Below are 24,685 nucleotides of genomic sequence, written 5' to 3' on the forward strand. Positions count from 1 at the left end.
GCTTTGCGACATTGATTGGTCTCACCTGTCCCGCTGATCCCGCAGGAGTCTCGCACCTTGCGCTTCAATCAACTTGCACAAGGCGAGTTTTAAAAAATGAAACAAAAGCAACAATCTTTTAGAAAAGAGCTTTTTATTTGTTTCTTGAACGATAGAGTAAGTAAATAAAGTAAGGCGCGCCGATTGCTGACGTGAAGACTCCTGCCGGAATCTCCAATGGTGAAAAGGCGGTTCTCGCGATCAAGTCTGCCCCCATCACGAGCAATGCACCAATTAACGCTGATGTAGGAATCAATGCTCCGAATGAGGAACCGACCAGTTTCCGACCGATATGCGGTGCCATCAATCCGACAAAACCGACGCCTCCAACGAATGCAACAGCGCCTCCTGCCAGTGCAGTGCTGAATAAAAGCAGGATCATCCTGTCTTTCTGAACGACACTTCCGAAGCCCTTCGCCAGTTCATCCCCCAACTCTTGTATATTCAACCTTCTCGCATAAATCCAAACGAGGAACAGTAGAATCAATACCCATGGTAGTAAGGTCGTAACCTGGCTCCAGTTCGCCCCGTTCACACTACCTGTAATCCAAATCTGAGCCTGGGTCGCCAGATAGAGCGGACCGAATAGTATCATCATGTTCGTCAATGCCTGCATAGCTGCTGCAAGGCCGATCCCGATCAACACGAGACGGATTGGCGTGACGCCATTTTTCCAAGACAACAGGTACACAAGTAATCCTAACAGGAGTGCACCTAGAAAGGCTGCTACAGGGAGCCAGCTGATGCTCACCGTCAATGCACTGCTTCTTTCTCCACTGAAGATGGTCAAAAAGGTCACAACGGCTAGTGATGCACCACCGGTGATTCCGATGATATCCGGAGACGCAAGCGGGTTACGGATAATGCCTTGCAATATGGCTCCAGATACAGCCAACGCCATACCTGCAAGGAGTGCCAAGACAATTCTTGGTAAGCGGAACGAAGTTATGACTAACTCGTTCATGTCACTTCCCATGCCGAAAAATGTTTTAATGACTTCTATAGGATGAATCTTCATTTCACCGATACTTACACTGAGTATGGTGAGTACGATGACAGCGGAAGCCAGTAGAATAATGTATAACAAGGCTTTCTTGTCAACGAGGTAAGACAACCATTTGGACCGGAAGGGTTGGTACTGACTCATAGCTTATTCAACCCCCTTCTAGCGATATAGATGAAGAATGGTGTTCCGATCAATGCAGTCATCACGCCGACGGGTACTTCTTTTGGCATGATGATGTATCGCGCACCGATATCGGCAATAAGTAACAATATCGCTCCAAGTAAAGCACTATAAGGTATGACCCATCGATAGTCGATGCCTACTAAACCACGGGCGATATGTGGAATGACGATCCCGATAAAGCCGACGGGACCCGCTATCGCTACAGACGATCCAGCGAGCAAGACGATGACGACAGCTGCACCGATTTTTACGAGGGCCGTTTTCTGTCCTAGACCAGTTGCAACATCGTCCCCCATCGCAAGCAGATTCATCTGTCTAGTAAGAAGTAGAGAACCGATCCATCCGATGATAAGGTAGGGCAGCATTGCAGTGAGGATTTCAAGCTTCCGGCCTTCGACTGAACCAGTCAGCCAGAATAGCACTTCATCCAATGCTTTTTCATTCAAGGCGAGCATCCCTTGAGTCAATGAAGAAAACATCGCCGCCATTGCAGCCCCTGCAAGCGTCAATTTGACAGGTGTCAGTCCATCCCGTCCTAATGTTCCTAAGAAATAGACAAGCAGTGCTGTCACCATCGCCCCGAAAAAGGCGATCCATGCAAATTGATGGATGGAGGAAACAGAAAAGAATGTGACAGCAAGGACGATGAAGAACCCCGCTCCTGCATTGATTCCGAAAATGCTTGGTGATGCGAGCGGATTTCGGGTAATGCCTTGCATCAATGCTCCAGCGATGGCGAGACTCGCCCCGACTGCAGCTCCGATGAGTGCCCGCGGCACACGACTTTCTTGAATGATGATGTGTTCATTCGTTCCATCAAAACGTTGGAAGGAATCAAGTACCATCCCCCAATCCACTTTCGTATATCCATACACGATACTGCACCCAATAAAAATGACGACAAGAAGTGCTCCGATAAACATTCCTATCGTTTTTTTCGTGTTCGTATTTAATAGTTCTCTCATATGTATAGACCTTTCCATATCTTAAACTTTCCCATTTAAGTCTATAAGTCTAGACAGTTACTGTCAATGATAATCATTATCAATTTAATGTTGACAGATGATGAAAACGGTTATACACTACTAATTGTGAATGAGATTCATTATCAATATATACATATATAGGAGGAACAACATATGCGTAAATGGAAAGGCTTTAGCCTATTCTCACTTATTTTAGCGCTTGCAGTCGTACTAGCAGCGTGTGGTGGATCATCTAAAGAAGGATCTGACCAAGAGAAAGAAAAAGATGCTGATTCAGGAGAAAAGTCATCTTACACAGTCGAGCATGCAATGGGTACGACTGAAGTCCCTGAAACACCTGAGAAAGTAGTCATCTTGACGAATGAAGGAACTGAGGCGCTTCTATCTATGGGTGTCACACCAGTCGGAGCTGTCCAATCTTGGTTAGGTGACCCTTGGTATGAGCATATTAAAGCCGATATGGAAGGTGTCGAAGTCGTCGGGACGGAGAGTGACATCAACCTTGAAGCGATCGCTGCACTTGATCCAGACTTGATCATCGGTAACAAATTACGTCAAGAAAAGTTCTATGAGCAATTGGATAAGATTGCTCCAACCGTCTTCTCTGAAACGTTAAAAGGTGATTGGAAAGAAAACTTCGAGCTTTATGCAAAAGCATTGAATAAAGAAGAAGAAGGAAACAAAGTGATGGCTGACTTCGACCAACGTGTGGAAGACATCAAAGGTAAACTTGGCGACAAAGTGAACCAAGAAGTTTCCGTAGTCCGCTTCTTGCCTGGTAAAGCCCGTATTTATATGAAAGATTCGTTCTCAGGCGTCATCCTTGAGCAGCTCGGATTCAAACGTCCTGAGTCCCAAGATCAAGCGGAATTTGCTGAAGAAGTAACGAAAGAGCGTATTCCGGATATGAACGGAGACATCCTCTTCTACTTCACTTTCGAAACAGGTGAAGGTGATGCAACAAAAACGGAAGAAGAATGGACGAACGATTCCCTCTGGAAGAACCTTGATGTTGTGAAGGAAGGCAACGTACACAAAGTCAGTGACGCAGTTTGGAACACTGCCGGCGGCGTACGTGCTGCAAACCTCACGCTCGACGACATCGAAAAACATTTTGAAGTGAAGTAATGACTAGTAAGACGTGCAAGCCAATTGGCTGCACGTCTTTTTTTAGGATTGATAATGTAATGGCGCATTGCGGAGCAACGGGAAAGTAGCGAACAGAAGGACCAAACCGATCAATCCGAATAAACTGAACCCGACCAGGCTATCGAGTGTGAACATCCACTCAATGAAAGCGTCATATGCGACGGTTACGTGAAAGATATAGCCGATGAATGCAATGACAGTGAAGCCAATTGAAAATCGGATGAAGCCGAAACGGAACCATGTAGCCGCTATGAAAAATGTAATGCCGAATAACGCTAATCCTGCCATAATATCAATCCATACATAATCCAAAAACCCGTTGTAGGAAGACATCATTCCTGTGTGAAGAAATTCAAACCCTAGAATACCCCGCTCCGTAAGCATACCGAGAAACGCATAAAGCACATTGAACAGAAACATATTGATGAGGACCATCAGGAGGCCCATCCCATAGAACACTTTCAAATATTGAATACGGGTACTTCCAAATCCGATCGCATATTTAAAGGTGTTGGTGATCGCTATAATCGGATACACCATGAATAAGCCGATGTATAACGGACCTGATATGCTTGTTGAAAAACCGGTAGGGTCAAGGGTGATACCAAATATGATCCAAGCAGTTGCCAACAACAGGGTAATCAACCACATGAGTTGAGAAATCTTTCGAATATCCGAATAAATCAATCTAGCTGTACCACTCATTGATGACATCATACTTTTACCTCCTCTTGTTCACTTGTCAGGTTAATCAAGTAATCCTGCAGGTCTGCTTTCTCTACCGTCACTGGATGGGCTCTCCCTACATCCTTCCACTGATCCGTATAAAGTTCATCTATCATCACCCTTGTGATGTGACTGAGTTCTTCCCTTTCGAGAACCTTTACATCTGTCGTCAGTTCAGTGATTTTAGCAGAATCCCCCGTTAACATGACCCCTCTGTTCCTGAACGTTTCCATCTGTTCATGTAGGATGATGTTTTTGTTATGCACAATGGCAATGGATTCACATAGAGGTTGAATTTCATTGATGTGGTGGGTGGAAAGCAAGAAATGTCTTGGATGTTCTTCATAACTGTCCATCAAAAATTTATAAAACTGTTTTCGGATGACCGCATCCAGTCCGTTCGTCGGTTCATCAAGGATGGTGATGTCCGCATGACTCGAGATGCCGATGATGAGCTGCACAGCCGTCTTCATCCCTTTGGACAACGCCTTCATTTTCTTCTTAGTCGGAAGTTTGAAGAGCTTCAGCAATTGCTGGGCCGTTTCATCACTCCAATTCGGGTGGTACGCTTTCGCAATGTGAAGAACTTCTTTCACTTTCCAATCAGGGTTGAACGGATGGTTCTCTTGCATGAAACAGAGATATTTTTGTGCTTCGTCATTGTTGTATGGCATTTGATCCATGATGCGGACTTCTCCATCGGTCGGAGCATAGATTCCTGAGATGAGCTTCATCACGGTCGTTTTCCCTGCGCCATTCCTACCCCAAAGACAGGTTATCGTAGGTTCCGTTTCTTTGAACGTAACCTTCTGCAATACCGGCTCTGCGTGATAAGAGTAGCTGACTCCATTCAATTCAATCATGTCATTCACCCTTTCCTGTTTTAATCAAATCGATCACGGCATCCACACTTAAGTGGATCCGCTGTGCTTCCCTAAGCAATGGTTCAATATAATCTGCATGAAATTCGTTCTTCCTTTGCTCAATCAACTGTTGCTTCGCTCCTTCTTTCACGAACATCCCTACACCCCTTTGTTTGTATATGATGTTTGAATCCACCAGCGTTTGGAGCCCTTTCCGAGCCGTTGCCGGATTAATGTTGTAAAAACGGGACAGCTCATTCGTCGAAGGAACCCGTTCTCCTTCTTTCATGCGCCCTTCTACAATCTCATCCATGATCATCGTAGCAATCTGGTGAAAAATCGGTTGTGATTCATCTAATGTAGGCTTCAAGCAGAAACCTCCTTTCTCAACCTTTAATCATGTATATGCAGAACTTAGTTGGTTAGTTACTTATGTAACTAACTATATTACCTTCTCCATAAATTGTAAAGCATTTTTTGGAAAACTTTTCTTTACCATAAAAAAAGCTGACCCGAAAATTACGGGTCAGCTCAAATGAGTCTTCCACTTTTTGATTTTCTATGATTGAGCTACTCATAGCTTCTTTATGGGTAAGTCATATTTTTTTACAAAAATTCATCAAGAAGCTAAGTCATCAATCGTTTCTTCTGCATCTGCTGGTTTTTTCGTAAATAGACTCACGCCAACTGTGACAAGTAAGGACATGAGAAAGCCTGGTACCGCTTCATACGTGATGCCAAACAGGATATTGGAGAAAAACGCCTTCACATCCCCAAGGAAAACATACGTCCACTCAGGTTGCTTTTTGACAAGGATGACGGTAATCAATCCGACGATCATTCCCCAGAAAACACCCTGTTTCGTCGTACCTTTCCAGTAAAAGGTGAGTAACAACGCAGGTCCGAAGCACGCGCCTAGGCCGCCCCACGCAAAAAGCACCATCCAGAAAACGAATTCTTGTGCAGAAAATGCAAGCCACACAGACAGCAGCATGAGTAACCCAATAGAAACTCGGCTGTATAGGACGAGTTTTTTACCATCTAATGTTTTTCCTTTTCCAAGCAGACGATCATAGACATCCCGTACTAAGGAACTAGATCCCACCAGGAGCTGACTGTCCGCACTAGACATGATTGCTGCCAATATGGCGACCAACAAGATCCCCATGAAAAACGGGTTCAGCAATTCACTCCCTAATGAGGTGAACACCGCTTCCTGGTTTTCATCAGGTAACGAAGAGATGTCAGGGAAGTAGGCACGTCCGGCTAATCCGACCATGATTGCGCCCCATCCCATCACAACATTCCAGATCGAACCGATGAGAGCTGCTTGTCTCATTTCTTTAATGTTTTTCAAAGACATATAACGTACAAGAATATGAGGATTGCCCGGACTTCCGAAACCGATACCGACCAAACTCATCGCTGCACCGAAACCGAAGCTGAACACACCGTAATAGGAAGGACCCTGGTTATTCAATGCATCCAATATCGGCCCGAAACCGCCTAACCCTATGATGGCGACAATCGGAAGGACGACGAGGGACAAGAACATGAAACCGGCTTGTAACACATCCGTCTTACTGACCGCATGGAAGCCACCGAGAACGGTATAAGCCAGTAAGATGATCGCTGTAAACCACATGCCTCCTGTCGTCGAAAAACCGAGACTAGAAGAGAACGCTGTACCGCCGGCCACAACTTGGCTTCCAACATACGCAATCATGAAGAACGCAATAATCAGTGCGCTTGTAATCCGTAATAGATTGGACTTGTCTTTGTATCGGGTCTCCAATATATCCGGAACGGTAATGCTGTCTGTTTTTTCACTGTACTTCCGGAAACGCCTTGCCACAAAAAAGAACATGAACACTTCGACAGTGATGAAACCGGCTAATGCCCAGACTGCGAGGAGTCCGCTCGCATATGCCATACCGGTCACACCAAGAACAAGCCAGCCGCTCCGTCCAGAGCTGACTGCACTTAAGGCTACAGTCCACTTACCAAGACCTCTTCCAGCGAGGAAGAAATCTGTCAGTCCACCCGAGCTTTTCTTCGAACTCGTCACTCCGATGAGCAGTAATAAGAGCAAGTAGATGACCAAAACGGTGATCGTCAGAGGATGGGCACTCATTTTGGAATGCCCCCTTCCTTGTTCACTTCAACACTTGCATTCTTTTCTTTCTTCCCAGTCACGAAATAACAGATGATGGCTGTTAAGATGATGCCGACTGGTACGCCAATCAATCCCATGAATATCTCAAAATTCATTGTTCCATCTCCTTTTGTCATTATGTACGGGTTGCTTTGTATCGGACACTCTGTTCGTAGATCGTTTTTGCCGTAATCAAATCATACAGAGCCATCCCAACGGATTTGAATACAGTAAACGGTTGTTCGATCTCATTGGATCTGTCCATGAATTCCGTAAGGGAAGAAAATCTTATCCCATCTCCATGTAATTCTTTCGCTTTCAACATGTCTCCTGATTCCTTGAGAGCTGTTGGAGTATCCACGAAAAATGTCTGCTGGATCTTTAACAGAGACTCCGGGAGTTCTTGCATGTCCGGTCTGAACGAACCGACCGCCACAATATGCTTTCCTTCCCAAAAGCTCGGCTCACGATCTGGTAATACAGGCGTTGAAGAAGTCGTAGTCGTCACGATGATATCCGATGATTCGACGAGCTCTTCTACACTCGCAGATTTTACGGTTACATCTGGATAAGCTTCTCGGACCCGGTTCTTGAACGCTTCAAGTTTTTCAGGGCTACGGTTATGTAAATAGACTTCTTCAATATCCCTGACGGCCATCCCGGCTTCGAGATGACTCCACCCCTGAATACCTGTTCCGACGATCCCTATGCTTCGAGCAGATTTCTTAGAAAGATATTTCATGCTCAGACCACCGATCGCTCCTGTCCTTAGTTCTGTAATTGCCGTACCGTCCATGAACGCTAAAGGCTCCAACGTATTTCGGTCATGGAGGATGACCGATGCATGAATCGTCGGCTTTTGGAGTTCTCGATTTCCAGGTGCTACTCCTGCAAGTTTGATCGCATAATAGTCGGGGTCAAAGGAAGGCATGATCAGTACCGTATTTCCTTCATCCTCCATATGCATCCGATCGATCATCTCCATCTCCCTGTTCTCAGAAAGGTAAGCATCCATTTTTTCAATCAGTTTCCCCACAGTAACCTTTTCACGTATTTCCGTTTCATTGATCAGCTTCATGAAGCTCTCACCTCCTTTTTTTCACATAATAAATAAAACGATGTCTTTTTTCAAACTATTTTGTCTACTCGTGGAAATGATAGGCCCCGCCAGCCATCTTTTGCAAACCATTTGTAGTGGATCCTTTAATGCCTACAATGACAGGGTGAGGCGAGAGATCTCTGAAAGAGGAATCAGAATGGTCATAAAAACGAACCGACGTCCAATGAATCCGCAACTCAAAGTATGCACCGAATTCATCCTGCTTCTCTTCGGGTTGTCGTTCAGCCATTAATACAGAACCGTATCGATCAGCCCACACTGATGGGTTTACGCAGTTAAAACCAACATAGTCTAGCTCTGAGCGCCCTGTAGGATGTTCCATAAGTGCGGCCAGTTCACGTTCACGAACGGTATCCGGTTGTCCCCATTCGATGAAGAATGGATATCGAATCGGTGAATGATCATCCTGTTTCAAGAAAAGCATCGACCATTCCAATAAAGATCCATCCCCTTTTTTCCGTTGACCGTGCACAGGTCCTATCGTTTCATGTCCTTCGGCTTCCAAATGATCTTTCAAATTCAGTAACCTGTCCGTCCGGAAAGCCAGTTGGGAGAACCCCTCTCGTTCCGCTGCAGCATCCCAGGCAATTTGTTGAATCAATGGGTTATCCGAATGTTCAGCGACTTGCCTATTTTGGATGCCGATCCATTCAATGTAGGCTAAGCGCTCATAAAAGCTCAAACAATTATACGTTCCCCAGTTGGGATGATCACCTCCATAAAGGGCATTCAAGCCGAGCAATTCAAACGCATTTTTCGCACTTTCGGGCTGTTTCGTAAAATGGACTACATGATCCAATCCTGTAATCATCCGCTCACTTCCTTTCCATATTCAATTCAGTACAAGTACCTCGTTCGATTTCCATCCAACAATGTCCTTTTTCAACGAACAACGTTTTCATTTCGGTATATAGTAATCTAAGAACGGTCTTTTGGGAGGGCGTAGGATGTTTCCGAAATTGCTGGAGGTTGCAGGCGTATGGATTCAAGCTTTAGGAACCTTCATCAATGCTTCCGGACAAACCGTCATCGTTCTTGAAAAGGATGAAAATAATGTAGAGGGAAATTCTCTTGCCTTGATTGGAAACGGTGTTGAAGCATTCGGAAACTCTTTGCAGGCGATTGGTAAAACCAACACCGAACCTGAGAACAGCGATGGAATTTTGGGAGCCTGGCTGCAATCGGCAGGAAACATTACGAATAGTTACGCCGCCTACCAAATCATCCGAGGATTTGAAATTGAGGGATTGTTTCTGGACCTTTTCGGAGACTCCATCCAATCGATCGGTGCGTTTCTGGAGTCCTTGTCTCATTTGGAGGGTGAGCTCATTGAAGCTGAACTCGCATCCCGAGGGCAATTGCTCCAGTCATTCGGCGGGATACTCGAAGCGATTGGTGTTCTGTATATTTTAAAAGACAACATGGCGGAAGGGATTCAGATCCAGGCTTTCGGAAGCTATGCTCAGACCGCAGGAGCCACTTTAACTGCCATCGCGATCACGAAAGATTTCTTATCGACCGAATCTACATAGCCTGGATTGGGGAAGTTAATCTTGAGGTGATGTGAAATGAGCCAGGAAAGACGCATGATATGGTTCGGATCCTTTTTAGGTGGAGCCATCCTTCTTCTTTTCAGTGCAATCGGACTCAGTCAATATTGTAAGAACGTCGATCTAATGCCGAAAGTAAGATCAGATCAAGAAAAATGATGAAACAGCTTGGCATTTTCAGCGCATAAAAAAGGACCTAAGCTTGTTCAACTTAGGTCTTTTCAGCGTCATTTTCATTAACATGGATTCAAGAAAGTTTGTTTGAATTCCACTTTCCTATCTTCTGTTTGTAGCTTCAAATCTTTTTTCAAGGCAGGATCGGATGAGTACTTCACTGGTCTTGTCTTCTTGTCCAACGGCTTTAACACTTGCATACTCCCCCTCCTCGCTAAAATGGTAAATTACTTATTCCCTCTTTCGCATAGTTCGAAACCTATTTTCTTCATTTTTTTTAAGAAATCATTCTTGGTGCGACATCGGCCTTCGAATTCTGCTTCTTAATGACAAGAACGAACAAGCTTGCTAACCCACAAAAGACGCCGGCTAATAAAAATGCCCACGTGTAGGAGTCGAAGATTTTGTATATCACTCCACCAGTAAAGGCAGCTACGGCTGCACCCGCTTGGTGTGAAGCGAAAATCCAGCCGTATACGATTCCGCTTTTTTTCACTCCGAATATTTGTCTCGAGATGCTGATTGTCGGTGGAACAGTTGCAATCCAATCCAAACCGTAAAAAATGGAGAAAATCGTCAGCAATACAATCGAACCTTCAGAGAGAGCAAACGGCAATAATAAAAGGGATGCACCCCTCAACAGGTAATACCAAAATAAGAGCCAGCGATTATCGAAACGGTCGGACAACCATCCGGAAATCGTCGTGCCGATCAAATCGAAGATGCCCATGAACGATAATAACCAGGCAGCCGTTACAAGAGGGATCCCATAGCCGATACAGTAAGAGACGAAATGCGTTCCGATCAGTCCACTTGTGGAGAGTCCGCATATGAAGAAACTCCCTGCAAGGAGCCAAAATGCCTTCACCCTGACTGCTTCCTTCAATCCGTTGAACGCAATGACAATTGGATTCCTTTTATGTATTTCCTCTTCTTCCTCTGATTCCACCTCTTGACCATACGGTAAGACTCCGACATCCTTGGGTGAATTCTTCATAAACAATAGGATAATCAATAGCATCAAGGCACAAAGTACGAGAATCAATCCAACTGCATGACGCCAGGAATAGTTTTCGATGATCAATGCCAAAACCGGAAGTAAGATCAATTGACCCGTTGCAGTGCTCGCGGTCAGTATTCCGACTGCTAGACCTCTTCGTTCTTCAAACCAACGATTCGCGATATAGGGGCTGAGGACGGTTAAAAACAAACCAGAACCAAGTCCAATGATGACACCCCAAATCAAGATGAGTTGCCACGATTCTTGCATCAAGAAAGTGAGTAAGATACCCCCAAGCAACGTGGTCATGGAGAGCACCATCATCTTCTTCAATCCGAGGACTTCAATCAACGCCGCCATAAATGGCCCTGAAATGCCGTACAAAAACAAACTGATTGCAAAGGCTAACGATATGATGGACCGATCCCAGTTGAACTCATTCTCAAAAGGATCGATGAACACGCCGGAAGATGATCGGATGATCCCCGCTACAATAATGGAAAAGAACGTAACAATCAATATGACCCAGCTGTAATGGATCCTTTTCATACCCTCACCCACAATCCGTATTTCCCTTGAGAAGATTATTTCACAACCGGCAAAAAAACACCAACAGGAATGTTTCTCATTGAAATACGTTATCTGGACATATTAAGGTCAAGAAATGATTTTTTAGGAGGACCTAAGAAATGATCAGTATCCTTATCGGACTCGCATTATTGATGTTACTCGCTTACCTGGGCTGGTCTATCATTTGGATTGCACCACTGGTTTCCGGTATTGTCGCCATATTAAGCGGGATGGATATCCTTGATACGTATACAGGTACATACATGGCTGGTTTCGTCGGTTTTGCCAAGTCGTACTTTCCGATCTTCTTATTCGGAGCGATCTTTGGAAAGCTGATGGAAGATACCGGTGCTGCACAATCGGTAGCGTACAAAATATCAAACGTCATTGGAGAAAAACGCGCCATACTAGGGATGCTCCTATCCGCTGCCATCCTGACATATGGGGGCGTTAGTTTATTCGTTGTCGTATTCGCCGTGTATCCGTTGGCCGTCGCCATGTTCCGGAAAGCAAATGTTTCTAGAAAGCTGATTCCATCCACTTTCGTTCTTGGCGCATTCACTTTTACGATGACCGCTATACCAGGAACACCGCAAATTCAAAACATCATCCCGATTGAAACATTCAAAACATCAACGATGGCAGCACCCATTCTTGGGATCGTTGCCGGATTGATCATGGCTGTCGGTGGTTTCTTCTACTTGAAGTTCCGAGAGAGACAACTTACGAAAAAGGATGACCTTTTCACCGAGCCTAAAGGGGATAATCAGGTGAACAGCGTAGATGAAGATGAACTCCCGAACTGGATTTTATCGGTCATTCCACTGATTGCTGTCGTCATCACCTTGAACGCATTTGAAAATATCAGTATCCTTACTGCCTTATTGATTGGAATCTTACTCATCATGCTCTTCAACTATAAGCAATACAAAGCATTCATCGGTTCCATCAATGGCGGAGCTTCGGGGTCGGTTTTGGCAACAATCAATACGAGTGCAGCCGTTGGTTTCGGATCCGTGGTAACCGCTTCTCCTGGCTTTGATACGGTAAAAGATCTCATCTTCTCTATCCCGCTCAGTCCATTCTTTTCTGAAGCATTTGCCGTCCAATTACTCGCCATGATTACCGGTTCTGCTTCCGGTGGTATGGGAATTGCGTTGGAGGCTCTTGGTGAGGAGTATTACAATATCGCTACCAACAACAATATGAGCCTTGAAGCATTTCACCGGATTACATCCGTAGCTTCCGGGGCGTCCATTTTACCCCATAATGGTGCGTTACTGACGTTGTTCACTGTAACAGGCTTGACCCATAAAGATTCGTATAAGGATGTATTTGTCGTCGGATTGCTCATTCCGATGATTGCAACAATCGCGATCATCTTCCTTGCGATGATGGGTATCAACTAAGCTGATCCCAATCAACAAATACAAAAAAAGCTCGACCCGTTTTGGGTTGAGCTTTACTTATGTGCATATTACTGAGCAGTGTATCCAGCATCGATTACAGCTGCTTGTCCGGTAATACTTTTCGCTTTTTCACTGACAAGGAAGATTGCGTAGTCAGCTACTTCCTGAACTTGAATCAGTCTTTTTTGAGGTACGAGTGGATAGATGACTTCTTCAAGCGCTTTTTCTTTTTCGATATTCCGGGTCTTCGCCAAGTCTTCCAATTGGTTTTGAACCAATGGTGTGTCGACATATCCTGGACAAATTGCGTTTACAGTGACTCCATGATCTGCCCCTTCTAATGCAGCTACTTTCGTCAAACCGATAACCCCATGTTTCGCACTGTTATAGCCCGCTTTTCCAGCGAATCCAATCAATCCATTGATGGAAGCCATGTTCAATATACGCCCGTAGCCCTGTTCTTTCATATGTGGGAAGGCGTACTTGATTCCATAGAAAGGACCTTTCAGCATGATATCGAGGATCAAATCGAATTTCTCGCTTGGAAACTCTTCAACTGGTGCGACGTGTTGGATGCCGGCATTATTGACAAGAATGTCGATCCGTCCAAACGTCTCCACTGTTTTTTCGATGGCATTCTTAACGTCTTCTTCCTTTGCAACGTTTGCCACAACACCTTCAACCGTATATCCCTGGGCATTTAAGCTGTCCACCGACTCTTTCAATGTATCTTCGTTAATATCATTCAACATGACCTTTGCGCCGGCTTTGGCAAATTCCGTAGCAATCTCTAAACCAATACCCTGCCCTGAGCCAGTGATAAGGGCTGTTTTACCTTCAAGCATGATGAGCATCCTCCTTAACATTCATTCACGCTTAGATTACCCAAAAATAAAAAATCCTTGCAGTTATGGAAACCTGCAAGGATTTGGTTCGTTATTCTACAGTAACTGATTTAGCTAAGTTACGTGGTTTATCTACGTCGCAGTCACGGTGCAGTGCTGCGTAGTAAGAAATCAATTGTAATGGGATGACACTCGCAAGAGGTGTGAGCAATGGATGCACATCCGGAATGACGATGCGATCTTCTTCATCCGCAAGGCTTTCTGTACTGATCGTGCATGTATAAGCTCCACGAGCACTCACTTCTTTCACGTTTCCACGGATGCTCAAGTTCACGTGTTCTTGTGTCGCAAGTGCAATGACAGGTGTTCCTTCTTCAATCAACGCGATTGTACCGTGCTTCAGCTCTCCTCCAGCGAATCCTTCTGCCTGGATGTAAGAGATCTCCTTTAGCTTCAGCGCACCTTCTAAGACAACATGGTAGTCCATGCCACGTCCGATGAAGAAGCAGTTGCGTGTGACAGACAGATATTCACGAGCGATTTTTTCGAATTCTTCTTTCTGATCGCATAATGCTTCAATCGCATTGGAGACAATACTCAATTCCTTCATCAAGTCGAAGTCCATGTCGACTCCTTTTGACTTCGCTGTGTCAGCTGCAAGAATCGATAGAACAGCGATTTGTGCTGTATAGGCTTTCGTTGAAGCGACCGCGATCTCTGGTCCTGCGTGCAGCAACAATGTGTAATCCGCTTCACGGGACAGTGTCGATCCTGGTACGTTCGTGATGGTGAGTGCTTTATGACCAAGTTTCTTCACCTGCACGAGTACTGCACGGCTGTCTGCCGTCTCTCCACTTTGAGAGATGAAAATGAATAATGGCTTTTCAGAGAGCATCGGCATGTTATAAGAGAACTCACTCGCAATATGCACCTCAACAGGTACGTGAGCGACTTTTTCAATCAGTTCTTTCCCGACAAGACCAGCGTGATAAGACGTTCCACATGCGATGATGTAAACACGGTCCGTTTTCTTCATCGCTTTACGGATATCGTCATCGAGTTTCAGCTCATCTTTTTCGTTTTGATACTGGTTGATGATGTTACGGATGACGATGGGTTGCTCATCGATTTCTTTCAGCATGTAGTGAGGATACGTTCCTTTTTCAATATCAGATGCATCAAGCTCTGCTGTGAACGGTTCACGTTCCTTTACTTCACCATCTAAGTCTTTGATTGTCACTTCATCCTTAGATACAAGGACAATTTCCTCATCCATCAATTCAACGAACTGATCGGTCTTCTGTAGCATTGCCATAGAGTCACTAGCTACGACGTTGTAGCCATTTCCTAGACCGACAAGCAATGGACTTTTATTTTTCCCGACATAAATGACTTCCGGGTTTTCATTATCGAGTAACGCAAGTGCATAAGAACCCTTCAATAGAGAAAGCGTTTCGCGGAACGCTGCTTCAACTTCAAGGCCTTCCTTTACGAAATGCTCGATCAATTGAACGATGATTTCTGTATCGGTTTCACTCGTCAATTCAACATCCTTCAAGAATTCCTTACGTACTTGAGTGAAGTTTTCAATGACTCCGTTATGCACAAGCGTAAAACGTTTTGACGTACTTTGGTGAGGGTGCGCGTTCGTCTTACTTGGTGCACCATGCGTCGCCCAGCGTGTATGTCCGATTCCGATCGTCGCTGGTACATTTCCATCTACGTTTTCACGAAGTGTAGCAATACGTCCCTTTTCTTTGAAAACATGAACACCTTCGTCGTTCATGACAGCGATACCTGCAGAGTCATAACCGCGGTATTCAAGTTTTTCTAGCCCTTTTAATAAAATTTCTTTCGTATCTTCATTTCCGATATAACCAACGATTCCACACATAGAAATAAACCTCCCTGTTGGGGGGCAATCAGCCTCAAAAAAGGGGATGATCGATCCCCAACATCTATTTGTTTTTGTTACATCGGATCCATCCCTTTGTTCACCAAGTCGCCTCAGTGTTTTCAGTATGGATCTTCCGGTCGATGTAAACCGAGAGGTACCCGCCGATGATTCGATAAACCTCTTTCCTCGTCAACTATTTCGTTCACCGCCGCGGTGTCGGAAATTTATCCGATGAAATAGTCCAGGCGCTTTTTGTTGCGTATTCCTTACGATCCTCCTTTCTTTGCTCGAATGGAAATATCATACACCAGAACAAAAACAGCGTCAATGATTAATTCTTCTTTTCCTATAGCTTTTCCTATTATGGTCAAAACCTTATATAAATTTATGCAAAAGCAGCTCGTTTCGTGTGCTCGAGCTGCCCTGCATAGTATTCGAATCGAATGTCGATTTATGACCTTACTGTTGAATGTACCCCATTTCACTTTCTACTACACGTGCAATTTTGTCTGCATAGGCTTCACACAGCTCTTCAGTCGGTGCTTCAACCATGACGCGGACGAGCGGCTCTGTACCAGACGGTCGTACAAGGACACGTCCATTACCATTCGTTTCAGCTTCTACGCTTTCAATCGCTTCTTTAACGCTAGGGTTTTCCATAACTTTATGTTTATCGGTCACCTTGACGTTCTTCAGGCACTGAGGGAACTTCTTCATTTCCCCTGCCAATTCCGATAATGGTTTGTTCGTCAACTTCATGATGTTCACGAGTTGTAAGGCAGAAAGCAGTCCGTCTCCAGTCGTACCATGGTCCAAGAAGATGATATGACCCGATTGTTCACCACCGAGGTTGAAATCACCTGCACGCATGCGTTCCATCACATAGCGGTCCCCGACAGCTGTCTGTTCGGATTGAATATTCGACTCTTCCAAGCCTTTGTAAAAACCAAGGTTACTCATCACAGTTGATACGACTGTATCATGCTTCAATCTGCCTTCATTGTAGAAGTGCTTCGCACAAATGAACATGATCTGGTCTCCATCGACAATCTGACCGTTCTCATCTACAGCAATCAGACGATCGCCATCACCATCGAACGCAAGACCAATATCTGCTTCTTTTTCTTTCACAAGCTCAACCAATTTTTCTGGGTGAGTCGATCCGACACCATCATTGATGTTCAATCCATTCGGGGATGATCCGATCGTTGTGATATCCGCATCCAAGTCGGCGAACAAATGAGGTGCAAGTGAAGAAACAGCACCGTGTGCACAATCCAATGCAATACGGAGGTTCGAGAAATCCTCGTCGATCGTTTGTTTCAAGAACTGCAGATATTTCTGTCCACCCTCGAAATAATCACTCACAAGTCCAAGATCCATTCCTGTCGGTCTAGGTAACTGATCCTCATCCTGATCGATGAGCTCCTCAATTTCCTGTTCTTGTTGATCCAACAGTTTAAAACCATCTGATCCGAAGAACTTGATTCCATTATCTCCAACAGGATTGTGTGATGCCGAAATCATGACACCAGCCTGAGCACCTAATGCTTTCGTCAAATACGCTACACCTGGCGTAGAGATGACGCCTAACCGCATCACTTCCGCACCGATGGATAAGAGTCCTGCTACCAATGCTCCTTCAAGCATGTGACCAGAAATCCGTGTATCTCGTCCAATGATGATTTTTGGCTTTTGGGTTTCTTTCGTCAGAACATAACCGCCAAAACGCCCTAATTTGAATGCTAATTCAGGTGTTAGTTCGGTATTTGCTACACCTCTGACTCCGTCTGTTCCAAAATATTTACCCATTAATTCAATCGCTCCTTCTTCCCTTATACATTAGGCAGTTCTTTCGCTGATGGTTAAGGTCGCTTTCTTCAACTTCGAGTCATACGTAAAAGATTCCGGTAACTCAACCTCGATATTTACGTCATGCTCTCCGTCTGATAAATCTTCAGCATCTACAAAAGCAGTAATCTTATCTTCTGATAAAGCATTCAAATCTTCTTCCTTACCGGAGACCGTCAAATCCATAACGCCATTTTCAGGCTCTCTGATGGTCCCTTCCCGGTCTTCTCCTAATCCCATGATCTGAATTGGAAGGTCTTTGAATGTTTTCGTACTTGCCGTTTCATTCGGTGAGTCCCCTGAGGAATCTTCCACCTGTTCAACATCAATGATGACTTTCACTTTCTTCGGTGAGGTATAGAATGCTCCGTCTGGTAAAGGAACCTCCACCTCTATAGTCTCATCCTCGGTGATGTTGCTTAAATCAACAGGGATGTTGATGGTGTCCAGCTGATCCAAGACATCTTTTGGTGCATGGATCGTAATTTCCTCTTCTTCCGCTGTGATGGATCTTACTTCAATGCCATCAGGGACGGAACCTTCCCGTTCGATGGATACAGGTAGATCTTTACTAGGATTATCGATTGGTACTGTCACTTCTGTTGTAGAAGGATCAATGACAATATCAATCGGATCATAACTCTTGTTCAGTGCTTGGATCTTGACTTCACGTGTGAACGTCTCTTTTGCATCGCCGACATTGATGAAAGCTCGTACATATTTAATCTCATCAATGATTTCTTTTGCACCTGTGATTTCAATTTCATCTTGTTCTATTTCAGGCGTGCCAGCAATGTACCCATCCGCAAGCTGATCTTCATCCAGCAGCTGAACGGTTACAGGGAACGTTTCTGTTTTCTTCTCGTGAAGCGTAACCGTTACGGTCGGTTCCTCAAATGTGTACTCAATCCCATTCGGAATATTATCTATTTTCAAGTTCGCTTCATATTGACCGGGGCCTTTATCAGACAAGTCGACATAAGCTGTCTGACCTCTCTGCAACCCTAATTTTGTAAGGTCTGCTCTAGATCCGTTGAACTCAACTTTCACACGATCCGGTAAGCCCATAAGAACATATTTATTATCATCGTATTCAGCTTCAAGTGGAACGGTTTTAAATATTTCTTCTCCGGTTGTAGGGATCTCCGTGTTCGTTTCATTCGCTTCCTGATTCGTAATATTGACAGACGTGTACATCATTAGAGCGACTAGAAAGGCAGTTATTTTTACAAACCAATGACTCTTAAGCAATCTATCCATCTTTCTTCCCCCTCCAGTTCCACTTCGATGAGGAAGTTGCTTTAGATTTATTCATAATCTCGGCCTCTAATAGTTTTCGTAACATCTCTTCATCTAAGTTACGGTACAGCTCCCCATTTTTCGTCAGGGAAACATGCCCAGTTTCTTCAGAAACCACCAGTGTCAGTCCGTCTGTCACTTCTGAAATACCGAGTGCTGCACGGTGTCTCGTTCCGAGTTCCTTCGAGATGAATGGACTCTCCGATAATGGCAGATAACTTGCAGCTGACAAGATTTGATCGTCATTGATGATGACAGCTCCATCATGTAACGGTGTGTTCGGAATGAAAATGTTGATCAACAACTCGGAACTCAAATGTGCATTGATCGGAATTCCGGTTTCCACATAATCATCCAACCCGGTTTCTCTTTCAAGTGTAATCAGAGCTCCGATACGACGTTTGGCCATATAATTGGTCGCCTTCATCAACGCTTCTATCGTCTTCTGATTCTTCTCTTCTTCAGCAATCATCCCTCTAGAAAAGAACCTTCCCCGTCCTAGCTGCTCAAGTGCTCTCCGCAGCTCAGGCTGGAATATGATGATGATCGCCAAAATCCCGTATGTAATCGCCTCATTCATGAGCCAGTTCAACGTGTTGAGCTTGAAGATACCACTGAAGAACCAGACCGCCACAATGACGGTGATTCCTTTCAACAGTTGAATCGCCTTTGTCCCTTTGATAAGCATGATAAGTTTATAGATCACATAGGTGACTAAGAGGATATCTATTATATCGTTTATGTAGTTCAATACGTTAAAGTCTCCAACGGGAAACATCTCGTCATCCTCCAAACTGATCAACTTAGAATCATTGTTTCCAACAATGGTCAGTTTGTTACTAGTGTAACTCTTACATTATATCATAATTTGCAGCTATTTCTATTTTTCGACATTGAGGTGTATTCTGTCTCCGTTGTAAAGGAATAATTAATGTTCTCTACCAAATTCGATCCCTTTCTGCGAAAACGTGAAAAAAGGACAGGCTCACTTGTTCATGCCTGTCCAATATGAATGCCTATTGATAAAATCCTACTCATGATCGGATACAAACCAGTTCTTGATGCCCATGAATCCTTCTTTCAACCTGTACCAGACCCATTCCGTTACTTGATGGATTTCTTCACTTTCACCGGCTATATGCCCTGCGGAAGCCAGATAGTGTTTTCCGTTGATGACAGTCACATTTCCTTCTACCATCCCAGCAATTTCAACATCACCGTTCCGTACGACTAGATCTCCTTTAACGGTTTCTCCTTCTGGAACGATGACACGCTTGCTCTGTTCGTCAATCTTCACTTGAGCACCGTTTGCGGTGACAGAGATCGGGTTATCCTTGTTTCCTCCCCATTCACTGTAAATGGATCCTGACATCAATATCAGAAATACAACAGCTGCTGTCAGGAGCGGATGATGTTTAAACCATCTGCGCATTTTTGAGGTGGACTTTTCACGTGGTAACCGTTCCATCACTTTTGAAGTAAAACCATTCGGCGCCTTGATCGAATGATGACTTACGAGCATTCGATCCACATTTTTCAATTCCTCGAATTGTTCATGACAATCCGAACATCCCTTTATATGTTGTAGTAATTCGATTTTTTCGAGAGGTTCAATGCTTTCGTCTACCCATTTGTGCATATAGGACGAATATTTCTTATCACATTTCATCTCATATCCTCCTATCCATCCAGATCTTTCAACCGTTTTCTAAGTGCTTCTCTCCCACGATGGATTCTTGTCTTGACTGTAGAAACGGGTATCTGTAAGATATCGCTGATTTCTTTCAGTGATAATTCCTCCAAATATTTTAAAGCTATTGCTGAACGATATTTAGGAGGCAGTTGTAGAATCTCTCTTTGTATACGTTCTTGAAGCTCAAAGGTTTCAATTTTTTCTTCAGGTAATTGTTCTGCAACTGCAACTTGTGAATAAAGGGTCAATCCTTCTCCACCCGCAACTTCTGCATCTAAATAATAATCTGGTTTTTTCTTTCTTATACGGTCGATTGTCAAATTGGTTGCAATTCTATATAGCCAAGTTGAAAATTTATGTGCTTCATTATACTTCTCGATATGTATATAAGCACGTACAAAGGCATCCTGTGCGATGTCTTCCGCCTCATGCACGTTCCCCAACATGCGATAGACGATATGATATACCTTATCTTTATATATTTCAACCAGCTCTTCGAATGCTTTCTGATCCCCTTTTTTGACTGATCTAACCAAACGCTTCACCGTTATATCCATATAGGAACCCCCGATTTTGCGATCTCAAAATTTTCCTTATACCCCATTAGTACTATCCAACTCATATTCTAACATGGGAAAACATCCAGGTGATGAATATTTTTGTTAAAAATAGGTTTATGTTTACAGATATCGGGTATTATGAGTAACAACCATTACGAGCGAAAGCAGGTGGGCGAGTTGTCAGCTGAAGAACGTTATCTATTGAACGAAATCGAAACCTCTAGAAAAAGAATGTTGACCCTGGCGAAAGAAAAACCGTTATTTTCCTCAGAGGTTGTTGAAATTAGTCAGTACTTGGATGACCTCCTCAACCGTTACGATGGAATCAAGAGTGAAATGATAAAAGTATCCTAAGTAAGCAGCTTCGACATGAAGCTGCTATTTTCTTTTTATACAGGAATAATTTTTACTGTGCATATTATGGACGGTTAGTTTTTCAGATTTAATCTATTGACTACTTTATAACCGCCTTTGATGGTGAAGTCAGGATCATATTCGTCGCCCCACCTTTTTAGAGTATTGCGGACAATCCATTCAACCGTTTCTTGGATATATTTTCGATTACGATTCGTCTGATTGTTGGAATACATGCGGTAATAGTAAATCAATTGATCAATCCATTCAAATCGGTATTTCTCAATTAGCCTTAGGAAAATATGCAAGTCATCTGCATGTCTTCCGTCGTACGGCACTACCGGCCACCCACCGATGCTTTTGACACACTCTGTTCGATAAAACCGCGGGTATGGAACATAATTGGATAGAAGGATCTCATAACGATCTTTAGGTGAACGCCCATGTGTCATAATTGTTTTCTCATATTTGGTCCTTTGTTTCCCCTTCTCATTCTCAAACACCCACATAACATTCCCTGTAAAAAGAGCGACATCACTCTCAGATTTCCCTGCTGTTTCCATCAATACTTTTAACGCATCTGAAGGTAGCCAATCATCACCATCTAACTCTAGAAAAAAGCGGGTATGGATCAGTTGCAATCCTTTGTTCAAACATTTGCCCTTTCCTAGATTTTCATGATTTTTAACCAATGTGATTCGCTCATCCTCAAGAAGAGCGCTTATTGAATCTATACTTCGATCAGTTGATGCATCATCTACCAAGATCACTTCCCAATTTGTATACGTTTGAGCATACATACTGTCAATTGCTTCTCTTAAATATTTGCCGTTATTATATGTGGGTATAAGCACCGATACTTTTTCATTCACCCTTTTTTCCTCCCCGCCCTTACACTTACTTATTCCAACGTATTCGCAATAAATTCTTATCGTGAAAAAAGGACCCTACCGAAACAATTCGGTAAGGTCCTTTTGATGAATTTCTCTTATATTAACTTTTCTCCAAATAGAGAGCCAACTAGTCCAACTGCACAAGTCGCAGTTTTGTTTTTGTCATCCAGTATCGGATTCACTTCCACAAATTCAGCAGACGTGATGATCTTCGCTTCTTCAAGCATTTCCATCGCCAAGTGGCTTTCACGATAACTGATGCCACCTAATACCGGAGTACCTACTCCAGGTGCTTCTGCTGGATCGAGACCATCAAGATCCAAGCTCAAGTGTACACCGTCTGTGTTTTTGGAGACATATTCAATCGCTTCCTCCATAACCTTCGGCATTCCCATACGATCGATTTCGTGCATTGTAAATACTTTGATGCCTTTTTCACGAATCAATACACGTTCTCCTTCATCAAGAGATCGAGCACCGATAATGACGATGTTCTCAGGCTTGATCTTAGGTCCATACCCACCGATATCCTTCAGCTTCTCATGTCCGATTCCCAAGCTGACTGCAAGTGGCATACCATGGATGTTCCCACTTGGGGACGTATCGCCTGTATTCAAATCACCGTGCGCATCATACCAGATGACACCTAAGTTATCATAATGCTTCGATACTCCAGCAAGTGTTCCGATGGCGATACTGTGATCCCCTCCAAGAACGAGTGGGAAATGTCCATCTTGGATGATCTTGTCCACACCTTCTGCAAGACGTGTACTTGCTTCAATGACCCCTTGCAGGTTTTTCAAATTCGTTTCAGTGCTAGCTACTTTCTCTCTTTGAGGGATTTCAACATCACCATGGTCTTCTACTTCATAACCAAGGTTCTCTAAGCGTTCGATCAGACCTGCATATCTCATTGCACTTGGACCCATATCAACACCTCGGCGCATTTGTCCAAGGTCCATAGGAACACCTAAGATTCCGATATTCTTGTTCATATTTTTCCTCCTCATTGATTTCGCTCCACTCTCTATTGTAGGGGTTCATCATACTGTGGTTCAACTAGACATAAACCTGTATACTTATACGCTATTTAACCGGTTTTGTCTCTGGTTTTGGATAATTATAAAGCGTTTACATTTTCTGTGTATAGCATGTGCTAAATACTAAAAAACTCTCTAAACATTTGTTTAGAGAGTTGAAGAGTTTATGTAATGGTGGAGCCTAGCGGGATCGAACCGCTGACCTCCTGCGTGCAAGGCAGGCGCTCTCCCAGCTGAGCTAAGGCCCCATGGAGCGGGTGATGAGAATCGAACTCACGACCAGAGCTTGGAAGGCTCTTGTTTTACCACTAAACTACACCCGCATATATCATAATTATATCCAATCAGAGCGAATCTAAACTGGTGAGCCATGAAGGACTCGAACCTTCGACCCTCTGATTAAAAGTCAGATGCTCTACCGACTGAGCTAATGGCTCGCAGTCTTTTAAATAAATGGTGGAGGGGGACGGATTCGAACCGCCGAACCCGGAGGGAGCGGATTTACAGTCCGCCGCGTTTAGCCACTTCGCTACCCCTCCAATAAAAAAAGACTAAATAGTCTAATTTAAAATGAAGATGGTGCTGGCCAGAGGACTTGAACCCCCAACCTACTGATTACAAGTCAGTTGCTCTACCAATTGAGCTAGGCCAGCGTAGTAATATAAGATGCTACTCATTTTTTTGTCGTCCCGATTTCAGATCGTTGATCTGTGAGACCAGCAAAGATTAAATGGTGGAGGATGACGGGATCGAACCGCCGACCCCCTGCTTGTAAGGCAGGTGCTCTCCCAGCTGAGCTAATCCTCCAATATGGATGGTGACCCCTACGGGATTCGAACCCGTGTTACCGCCGTGAAAGGGCGGTGTCTTAACCACTTGACCAAGGGGCCATTATTGAAATTTTGATGGAGCTTCCAAGCGGGTTCGAACCGCTGACCTCTTCCTTACCATGGAAGTGCTCTACCTGCTGAGCTATGGAAGCAAATGGCTCCACAGGCAGGACTCGAACCTGCGACCGATCGGTTAACAGCCGATAGCTCTACCACTGAGCTACTGTGGAATAATCATTGAAATTAAATAGGTTGGCCCGGCGATGTCCTACTCTCACAGGGGGAAGCCCCCAATTACCATTGGCGCTGAAGAGCTTAACTTCCGTGTTCGGCATGGGAACGGGTGTGACCTCTTCGCCATCATCACCAGACCATTTCAAAATGATCCACAATCACAATCCTTAGTAAGGACAAGATATATATTACTAAAAAGAAAATGCTTTTGCAAGGACTTTTTTAGAAAAATGTTCCCTCAAAACTAGATAACTAACGG

At 44.1% G+C, this 24,685-nt stretch carries 25 protein-coding genes, 9 tRNA genes and 1 rRNA gene; 5 read left to right on the plus strand and 30 right to left on the minus strand.

What is annotated here, in order from left to right; translation table 11 throughout:
* Positions 1-133: 133 nt before the first annotated feature.
* Positions 134-1,186 carry a FecCD family ABC transporter permease gene (locus tag ACXQIQ_RS11920; RefSeq protein ID WP_439302290.1) on the minus strand — a complete coding sequence of 351 codons (1,053 nt, stop codon included), beginning with the start codon at positions 1,184-1,186 and terminating at the stop codon, positions 134-136.
* Complete coding sequence (locus tag ACXQIQ_RS11925; RefSeq protein ID WP_439302289.1) at positions 1,183-2,193, minus strand: FecCD family ABC transporter permease; 1,011 nt, start codon at positions 2,191-2,193, stop codon at positions 1,183-1,185. Before ACXQIQ_RS11925 ends, ACXQIQ_RS11920 begins: the two co-directional genes overlap by 4 nt.
* A 174-nt stretch (positions 2,194-2,367) precedes the next feature.
* On the opposite strand from ACXQIQ_RS11925, the gene ACXQIQ_RS11930 reads away from it, so the two are divergent.
* A complete protein-coding gene (locus ACXQIQ_RS11930) occupies positions 2,368-3,342 on the plus strand; it encodes an ABC transporter substrate-binding protein (protein WP_439302288.1) in 975 nt (324 codons plus the stop codon).
* A 42-nt stretch (positions 3,343-3,384) separates the two neighbouring features.
* On the opposite strand, the gene ACXQIQ_RS11935 is transcribed toward ACXQIQ_RS11930, so the two are convergent.
* From ACXQIQ_RS11935 to ACXQIQ_RS11965, 7 genes are all read right to left on the minus strand, one after another.
* Positions 3,385-4,080 (minus strand): hypothetical protein, encoded by a 696-nt coding sequence (locus ACXQIQ_RS11935; RefSeq protein WP_439302287.1) that lies wholly within the window; start codon positions 4,078-4,080, stop codon positions 3,385-3,387.
* On the minus strand, positions 4,077-4,952 hold the full coding sequence (locus tag ACXQIQ_RS11940) for an ATP-binding cassette domain-containing protein (RefSeq protein ID WP_439302286.1): 876 nt from the start codon (positions 4,950-4,952) through the stop codon (positions 4,077-4,079). Before ACXQIQ_RS11940 ends, ACXQIQ_RS11935 begins: the two co-directional genes overlap by 4 nt.
* A 1-nt stretch (position 4,953) precedes the next feature.
* Positions 4,954-5,322 carry a GntR family transcriptional regulator gene (locus tag ACXQIQ_RS11945; protein ID WP_439302285.1) on the minus strand — a complete coding sequence of 123 codons (369 nt, stop codon included), beginning with the start codon at positions 5,320-5,322 and terminating at the stop codon, positions 4,954-4,956.
* A gap of 249 nt (positions 5,323-5,571) precedes the next feature.
* Entirely contained in the window at positions 5,572-7,086 is a 1,515-nt protein-coding gene (locus ACXQIQ_RS11950; protein ID WP_439302284.1) for a sodium/proline symporter, read from the minus strand.
* Positions 7,083-7,223 (minus strand): hypothetical protein, encoded by a 141-nt coding sequence (locus ACXQIQ_RS11955; protein ID WP_439302283.1) that lies wholly within the window; start codon positions 7,221-7,223, stop codon positions 7,083-7,085. Before ACXQIQ_RS11955 ends, ACXQIQ_RS11950 begins: the two co-directional genes overlap by 4 nt.
* A 20-nt stretch (positions 7,224-7,243) precedes the next feature.
* The gene (locus tag ACXQIQ_RS11960) at positions 7,244-8,185 is read right to left on the minus strand and encodes an ornithine cyclodeaminase family protein (RefSeq protein ID WP_439302282.1); all 942 of its coding nucleotides are present in this window, start codon (positions 8,183-8,185) and stop codon (positions 7,244-7,246) included.
* Positions 8,186-8,249: 64 nt separating this feature from the next.
* Entirely contained in the window at positions 8,250-9,038 is a 789-nt protein-coding gene (locus tag ACXQIQ_RS11965) for a VOC family protein (RefSeq protein ID WP_439302281.1), read from the minus strand.
* Between the two features lie 136 nt (positions 9,039-9,174).
* Here ACXQIQ_RS11965 and ACXQIQ_RS11970 point away from each other — a divergent pair, with 136 nt between their 5' ends.
* A complete protein-coding gene (locus ACXQIQ_RS11970; protein WP_439302280.1) occupies positions 9,175-9,759 on the plus strand; it encodes a DUF6944 family repetitive protein in 585 nt (194 codons plus the stop codon).
* Positions 9,760-9,795: 36 nt separating this feature from the next.
* Positions 9,796-9,936 (plus strand): hypothetical protein, encoded by a 141-nt coding sequence (locus ACXQIQ_RS11975; RefSeq protein WP_439302279.1) that lies wholly within the window; start codon positions 9,796-9,798, stop codon positions 9,934-9,936.
* A 77-nt stretch (positions 9,937-10,013) separates the two neighbouring features.
* Here the strand turns inward: ACXQIQ_RS11975 and ACXQIQ_RS11980 are convergent, their stop codons facing one another.
* Positions 10,014-10,151: a hypothetical protein gene (locus tag ACXQIQ_RS11980; RefSeq protein WP_439302278.1), complete on the minus strand. Its 138-nt coding sequence runs from the start codon at positions 10,149-10,151 to the stop codon at positions 10,014-10,016.
* 77 nt (positions 10,152-10,228) lie between these two features.
* A complete protein-coding gene (locus ACXQIQ_RS11985; protein ID WP_439302277.1) occupies positions 10,229-11,500 on the minus strand; it encodes an MFS transporter in 1,272 nt (423 codons plus the stop codon).
* Positions 11,501-11,640: 140 nt separating this feature from the next.
* Between ACXQIQ_RS11985 and ACXQIQ_RS11990 the strand changes: the two genes are divergently transcribed.
* Entirely contained in the window at positions 11,641-12,930 is a 1,290-nt protein-coding gene (locus tag ACXQIQ_RS11990; RefSeq protein WP_439302276.1) for a GntP family permease, read from the plus strand.
* A 68-nt stretch (positions 12,931-12,998) separates the two neighbouring features.
* Here ACXQIQ_RS11990 and ACXQIQ_RS11995 read toward each other — a convergent pair whose 3' ends face one another.
* From ACXQIQ_RS11995 to sigW, 7 genes are all read right to left on the minus strand, one after another.
* Positions 12,999-13,775, minus strand: coding sequence for a 3-hydroxybutyrate dehydrogenase (locus ACXQIQ_RS11995; RefSeq protein WP_439302275.1), 777 nt, complete (start codon positions 13,773-13,775; stop codon positions 12,999-13,001).
* A gap of 91 nt (positions 13,776-13,866) precedes the next feature.
* Positions 13,867-15,669, minus strand: a complete 1,803-nt coding sequence (gene glmS, locus ACXQIQ_RS12000) for a glutamine--fructose-6-phosphate transaminase (isomerizing) (RefSeq protein WP_439302274.1) — start codon at positions 15,667-15,669, stop codon at positions 13,867-13,869.
* Between the two features lie 462 nt (positions 15,670-16,131).
* The gene (glmM, locus tag ACXQIQ_RS12005) at positions 16,132-17,484 is read right to left on the minus strand and encodes a phosphoglucosamine mutase (protein WP_439302273.1); all 1,353 of its coding nucleotides are present in this window, start codon (positions 17,482-17,484) and stop codon (positions 16,132-16,134) included.
* A 30-nt stretch (positions 17,485-17,514) separates the two neighbouring features.
* A complete protein-coding gene (locus ACXQIQ_RS12010) occupies positions 17,515-18,783 on the minus strand; it encodes a CdaR family protein (RefSeq protein WP_439302272.1) in 1,269 nt (422 codons plus the stop codon).
* Complete coding sequence (gene cdaA, locus ACXQIQ_RS12015) at positions 18,776-19,600, minus strand: diadenylate cyclase CdaA (RefSeq protein WP_439302271.1); 825 nt, start codon at positions 19,598-19,600, stop codon at positions 18,776-18,778. The genes ACXQIQ_RS12010 and cdaA overlap by 8 nt, the downstream gene beginning before the upstream one ends.
* 252 nt (positions 19,601-19,852) lie before the next feature.
* Positions 19,853-20,491 carry an anti-sigma factor gene (locus ACXQIQ_RS12020; RefSeq protein WP_439302270.1) on the minus strand — a complete coding sequence of 213 codons (639 nt, stop codon included), beginning with the start codon at positions 20,489-20,491 and terminating at the stop codon, positions 19,853-19,855.
* A gap of 11 nt (positions 20,492-20,502) precedes the next feature.
* Positions 20,503-21,072 (minus strand): RNA polymerase sigma factor SigW, encoded by a 570-nt coding sequence (gene sigW / locus ACXQIQ_RS12025; protein ID WP_439302269.1) that lies wholly within the window; start codon positions 21,070-21,072, stop codon positions 20,503-20,505.
* 180 nt (positions 21,073-21,252) lie between these two features.
* Here sigW and ACXQIQ_RS12030 point away from each other — a divergent pair, with 180 nt between their 5' ends.
* Complete coding sequence (locus tag ACXQIQ_RS12030; RefSeq protein WP_439302268.1) at positions 21,253-21,429, plus strand: Spo0E family sporulation regulatory protein-aspartic acid phosphatase; 177 nt, start codon at positions 21,253-21,255, stop codon at positions 21,427-21,429.
* Positions 21,430-21,503: 74 nt separating this feature from the next.
* Here the strand turns inward: ACXQIQ_RS12030 and ACXQIQ_RS12035 are convergent, their stop codons facing one another.
* From ACXQIQ_RS12035 to rrf, 12 genes are all read right to left on the minus strand, one after another.
* Positions 21,504-22,301: a glycosyltransferase family 2 protein gene (locus tag ACXQIQ_RS12035; RefSeq protein WP_439302267.1), complete on the minus strand. Its 798-nt coding sequence runs from the start codon at positions 22,299-22,301 to the stop codon at positions 21,504-21,506.
* Between the two features lie 116 nt (positions 22,302-22,417).
* Positions 22,418-23,317: an arginase gene (gene rocF / locus ACXQIQ_RS12040; protein ID WP_439302266.1), complete on the minus strand. Its 900-nt coding sequence runs from the start codon at positions 23,315-23,317 to the stop codon at positions 22,418-22,420.
* Between the two features lie 217 nt (positions 23,318-23,534).
* Positions 23,535-23,610, minus strand: a tRNA-Ala gene (locus ACXQIQ_RS12045).
* Position 23,611: 1 nt separating this feature from the next.
* Positions 23,612-23,685 (minus strand) — tRNA-Gly (locus tag ACXQIQ_RS12050).
* Between the two features lie 38 nt (positions 23,686-23,723).
* Positions 23,724-23,799: transfer RNA gene (locus tag ACXQIQ_RS12055), tRNA-Lys, on the minus strand.
* Positions 23,800-23,816: 17 nt separating this feature from the next.
* A tRNA-Tyr gene (locus ACXQIQ_RS12060) sits at positions 23,817-23,901 on the minus strand.
* A 38-nt stretch (positions 23,902-23,939) separates the two neighbouring features.
* Positions 23,940-24,015, minus strand: a tRNA-Thr gene (locus ACXQIQ_RS12065).
* A gap of 78 nt (positions 24,016-24,093) precedes the next feature.
* Positions 24,094-24,169, minus strand: a tRNA-Val gene (locus tag ACXQIQ_RS12070).
* Between the two features lie 8 nt (positions 24,170-24,177).
* Positions 24,178-24,252: transfer RNA gene (locus tag ACXQIQ_RS12075), tRNA-Glu, on the minus strand.
* A 16-nt stretch (positions 24,253-24,268) separates the two neighbouring features.
* Positions 24,269-24,344 (minus strand) — tRNA-Thr (locus ACXQIQ_RS12080).
* Between the two features lie 3 nt (positions 24,345-24,347).
* Positions 24,348-24,422: transfer RNA gene (locus tag ACXQIQ_RS12085), tRNA-Asn, on the minus strand.
* Between the two features lie 25 nt (positions 24,423-24,447).
* Positions 24,448-24,563 (minus strand): 5S ribosomal RNA (rrf, locus tag ACXQIQ_RS12090).
* Between the last annotated feature and the right edge of the window lie 122 nt (positions 24,564-24,685).

It is taken from the genome of Pseudalkalibacillus sp. Hm43 (genome assembly GCF_054170705.1).

Coding starts and splice junctions, on each gene's coding strand:
- ACXQIQ_RS11970 (WP_439302280.1), top strand. CDS start 9,175: ATGTTTCCGAAATTGCTGGAGGTTGCAGGCGTATGGATTCAAGCTTTA.
- ACXQIQ_RS11965 (WP_439302281.1), bottom strand. CDS start 9,038: ATGATTACAGGATTGGATCATGTAGTCCATTTTACGAAACAGCCCGAA.
- ACXQIQ_RS11960 (WP_439302282.1), bottom strand. CDS start 8,185: ATGAAGCTGATCAATGAAACGGAAATACGTGAAAAGGTTACTGTGGGG.
- ACXQIQ_RS11930 (WP_439302288.1), top strand. CDS start 2,368: ATGCGTAAATGGAAAGGCTTTAGCCTATTCTCACTTATTTTAGCGCTT.
- ACXQIQ_RS11920 (WP_439302290.1), bottom strand. CDS start 1,186: ATGAGTCAGTACCAACCCTTCCGGTCCAAATGGTTGTCTTACCTCGTT.
- ACXQIQ_RS11955 (WP_439302283.1), bottom strand. CDS start 7,223: ATGAATTTTGAGATATTCATGGGATTGATTGGCGTACCAGTCGGCATC.
- ACXQIQ_RS11940 (WP_439302286.1), bottom strand. CDS start 4,952: ATGATTGAATTGAATGGAGTCAGCTACTCTTATCACGCAGAGCCGGTA.
- cdaA (WP_439302271.1), bottom strand. CDS start 19,600: ATGTTTCCCGTTGGAGACTTTAACGTATTGAACTACATAAACGATATA.
- ACXQIQ_RS11995 (WP_439302275.1), bottom strand. CDS start 13,775: ATGCTTGAAGGTAAAACAGCCCTTATCACTGGCTCAGGGCAGGGTATT.
- ACXQIQ_RS11990 (WP_439302276.1), top strand. CDS start 11,641: ATGATCAGTATCCTTATCGGACTCGCATTATTGATGTTACTCGCTTAC.
- ACXQIQ_RS11975 (WP_439302279.1), top strand. CDS start 9,796: ATGAGCCAGGAAAGACGCATGATATGGTTCGGATCCTTTTTAGGTGGA.
- ACXQIQ_RS12020 (WP_439302270.1), bottom strand. CDS start 20,491: ATGAAATGTGATAAGAAATATTCGTCCTATATGCACAAATGGGTAGAC.
- glmS (WP_439302274.1), bottom strand. CDS start 15,669: ATGTGTGGAATCGTTGGTTATATCGGAAATGAAGATACGAAAGAAATT.
- ACXQIQ_RS11980 (WP_439302278.1), bottom strand. CDS start 10,151: ATGCAAGTGTTAAAGCCGTTGGACAAGAAGACAAGACCAGTGAAGTAC.
- ACXQIQ_RS11925 (WP_439302289.1), bottom strand. CDS start 2,193: ATGAGAGAACTATTAAATACGAACACGAAAAAAACGATAGGAATGTTT.
- glmM (WP_439302273.1), bottom strand. CDS start 17,484: ATGGGTAAATATTTTGGAACAGACGGAGTCAGAGGTGTAGCAAATACC.
- rocF (WP_439302266.1), bottom strand. CDS start 23,317: ATGAACAAGAATATCGGAATCTTAGGTGTTCCTATGGACCTTGGACAA.
- ACXQIQ_RS11985 (WP_439302277.1), bottom strand. CDS start 11,500: ATGAAAAGGATCCATTACAGCTGGGTCATATTGATTGTTACGTTCTTT.
- ACXQIQ_RS12010 (WP_439302272.1), bottom strand. CDS start 18,783: ATGGATAGATTGCTTAAGAGTCATTGGTTTGTAAAAATAACTGCCTTT.
- ACXQIQ_RS11935 (WP_439302287.1), bottom strand. CDS start 4,080: ATGATGTCATCAATGAGTGGTACAGCTAGATTGATTTATTCGGATATT.
- sigW (WP_439302269.1), bottom strand. CDS start 21,072: ATGGATATAACGGTGAAGCGTTTGGTTAGATCAGTCAAAAAAGGGGAT.
- ACXQIQ_RS11950 (WP_439302284.1), bottom strand. CDS start 7,086: ATGAGTGCCCATCCTCTGACGATCACCGTTTTGGTCATCTACTTGCTC.